General features: G+C 69.2%; 3 protein-coding genes. All 3 read left to right on the top strand.

Features of this window, described 5'->3' with window-relative positions; genetic code table 11:
* The first annotated feature begins 183 nt into the window (after positions 1-183).
* The 3 genes from tsf to frr all read left to right on the top strand — a co-directional run bounded on the left by tsf (position 184) and on the right by frr (position 2,706).
* The gene (gene tsf, locus AAHZ94_RS31830; protein ID WP_349997185.1) at positions 184-1,020 is read left to right on the top strand and encodes a translation elongation factor Ts; all 837 of its coding nucleotides are present in this window, start codon (positions 184-186) and stop codon (positions 1,018-1,020) included.
* Positions 1,021-1,210: 190 nt separating this feature from the next.
* Positions 1,211-1,978, top strand: coding sequence for a UMP kinase (gene pyrH, locus AAHZ94_RS31825; protein ID WP_349997184.1), 768 nt, complete (start codon positions 1,211-1,213; stop codon positions 1,976-1,978).
* A 170-nt stretch (positions 1,979-2,148) separates the two neighbouring features.
* A complete protein-coding gene (frr, locus tag AAHZ94_RS31820) occupies positions 2,149-2,706 on the top strand; it encodes a ribosome recycling factor (protein ID WP_349997183.1) in 558 nt (185 codons plus the stop codon).
* Positions 2,707-3,028 lie beyond the last annotated feature (322 nt).

The following is a 3,028-nucleotide window of genomic DNA, read 5'->3' as shown; positions in this document are numbered from 1 at the left end:
CCGCCCCGCGCCCCCCCGGCCCGCGCCCCCCCCCGGGGGGGCCCCGCCCCCCCCCCCCCCCCCCCCGCCGCCCCCGGGGGGGGGGGGGGGGGCCCCCCCCCCCCCCCCCCCCCCCCCGTCCACCCGTAAGATCACAGATCTTTCGAGACCTTTCGAGACCTTTCGAGAAGAGATTCACAGACCATGGCGAACTTCACCGCCGCTGACGTCAAGAAGCTCCGTGAGCTCACCGGCGCCGGCATGATGGACTGCAAGAAGGCGTTGGACGAGGCCGAGGGCAGCGTCGACAAGGCCGTCGAGATCCTGCGCGTCAAGGGCCAGAAGGGCGTGGCCAAGCGCGAGAGCCGCAACGCCACCAACGGCGCCGTCGTCTCGCTGATCGCCGACGACAAGACCTCCGGCGTGCTGGTCGAGCTCAAGTGCGAGACCGACTTCGTCGCCAAGGGTGACAAGTTCGTCGCCGTCGCCGACGCCGTCGCCGCGCACGTCGCCAAGAGCGCCCCGGCCGACATCGACGCGCTGCTCGCCTCCGAGATCGAGGCCGGCAAGACCGTGCAGGCGTTCGTGGACGAGGCCAACGCGACCCTCGGCGAGAAGATCGTCCTGGACCGCTTCGCCCAGTTCTCCGGCGGCTATGTCGCGGCGTACATGCACCGCACCAGCCCGGACCTGCCGCCCCAGGTGGGCGTGCTCGTCGAGCTGGACGCCGAGAACGCCGAGGTCGCCAAGGACGTCGCGCAGCACATCGCCGCCTTCTCGCCGAAGTTCCTCACCCGCGAGGAGATCTCGGCCGAGACGGTCGAGAACGAGCGCCGCGTCGCCGAGGCCACCGCGCGCGAGGAGGGCAAGCCCGAGGGCGCCCTGCCGAAGATCGTCGAGGGTCGCGTCACCGGCTTCTTCAAGGAGAACGTGCTGCTGGACCAGCCGTTCGCCAAGGACAACAAGAAGTCCGTCAAGAAGGTTCTGGACGAGGCCGGCGTCTCGCTCAAGCGTTTCGCGCGCTTCCGCGTCGGCGTCTGAGCTCACTTCGGGATTCAGTCCGGCTCAGGGGCTGAGCCAGGGCAACGAATGACCAGCGACCCCGATAGGGTCGTACGCAGCTAACCGTCACCGGTTAGTCGCAGATGTGACGAGGAGGCCATTGCCGTAGAGGTCGATCAAGGACCATCCCGGCAGTGGCCTCCTTCGTATGTGCACGAGGAGATCTCCCATGAATCTGGACGCCGATCAGGCCGACTCGAAGGCCGACGGGGCCAAGCGCCGTCGGTTCCTGCTGAAACTGTCCGGCGAGGCATTCGCCGGCGGTGGCGGACTCGGCGTTGATCCAGACGTCGTGCACAAAATCGCGCGCGAGGTGGCCGCCGTCGTCCGCGACGGGGCCGAGATCGCCATCGTCATCGGTGGCGGCAACTTCTTCCGCGGCGCCGAACTACAGCAGCGCGGCATGGACCGAGCCCGCTCCGACTACATGGGCATGCTCGGCACCGTCATGAACTGCCTGGCCCTCCAGGACTTCCTGGAGAAGGAGGGCATCGACTCCCGGGTGCAGACCGCCATCACCATGGGGCAGGTGGCGGAGCCGTACATCCCGCTCCGTGCCGTGCGACACCTGGAGAAGGGACGCGTCGTCATCTTCGGCGCCGGCATGGGCATGCCGTACTTCTCCACCGACACCACTGCCGCGCAGCGCGCCCTGGAGATCGACGCCGAGGCCCTGCTGATGGGCAAGAACGGCGTGGACGGCGTCTACGACTCGGACCCCAAGCGGAACCCGGACGCGGTCAAGTTCGACGCGCTCGGCTACGCCGAGGTGATCACCCAGGACCTCAAGGTCGCCGACGCCACGGCGATCACGCTGTGCCGCGACAACCAGCTACCGATCCTCGTCTTCGAGCTGCTGGCCGAGGGCAACATCGCGCGTGCGGTGAAGGGTGAGAAGATCGGCACGCTCGTCAGCGACCAGGGCGACCGGGACTGACGGTCCGTACCGCCTTCGCACGGCCGTCCGTGATGCCACGCGGACGGCAACTCCCGGCCGTCGGAAGTGCCCGACGCGGGGATGGACAACGGCCTGCCGGTCGGACACCGTGCAGGAGAAGACGCACGCAGGGGCGAGGCTCTGCTTACTGATAACACCAGGAGCAAGTGGTGATCGAAGAGATCCTCCTCGAGGCCGAGGAGAAGATGGAGAAGGCCGTTGTGGTCGCCAAGGAGGACTTCGCCGCGATCCGCACCGGGCGTGCGCACCCGGCGATGTTCAACAAGATCGTGGCGGACTACTACGGGGCGCTGACGCCGATCAACCAACTGGCGTCGTTCTCGGTGCCGGAGCCGCGCATGGCGGTGGTCACGCCGTTCGACAAGAGCGCGCTGCGCAACATCGAACAGGCCATCCGCGACTCGGACCTGGGCGTCAACCCGAGCAACGACGGAAGCATCATCCGGGTGGTGTTCCCCCAGCTCACGGAGGACCGCCGCAAGGAGTACATCAAGGTCGCCAAGGGCAAGGGCGAGGACGCGAAGATCTCCATCCGCAGCGTCCGGCGCAAGGCCAAGGAGACCATCGACAAGCTCGTCAAGGACGGCGAGACCGGTGAGGACGAGGGCCGGCGCGCGGAGAAGGAGCTCGACGACACCACCGCGAAGTACGTCGCGCAGGTGGACGAGCTGCTCAAGCACAAGGAATCCGAGCTGCTTGAGGTCTGATGAACCACTCATCCTGGGGGGCTCCGCCCCGCGCCGGGCACCCGGGCTCGACCGACCAGGGCCCCGTTCCCTCGCTTCACGGGGCAATGCCCTCGACGTCGGCGGGTCCCGTGCGTGAGACGGGCGATGCGGCGCAGACTCGGCCCATGCCCATCGTGCCCGACACCGGCGGAGACCAGGACGACCAGGGGGCCGCTCGGCTGAGCGGTCCCCTGTTCCGCGACGAGCAGGACTCCGCCCCGTCCCCCCCGCCCCCCCCCCGGGCCGCGCCCCCCCCCCCCCCCCCCGGGGGGCCGGCCCCCCCCCCCCCCCCCCCCCCCCC

It is taken from the genome of Streptomyces sp. HSW2009, assembly GCF_040240285.1.
In the GTDB taxonomy this organism is placed as follows: domain Bacteria; phylum Actinomycetota; class Actinomycetes; order Streptomycetales; family Streptomycetaceae; genus Streptomyces.
This window is presented reverse-complemented; position numbering and strand designations above follow the sequence as displayed.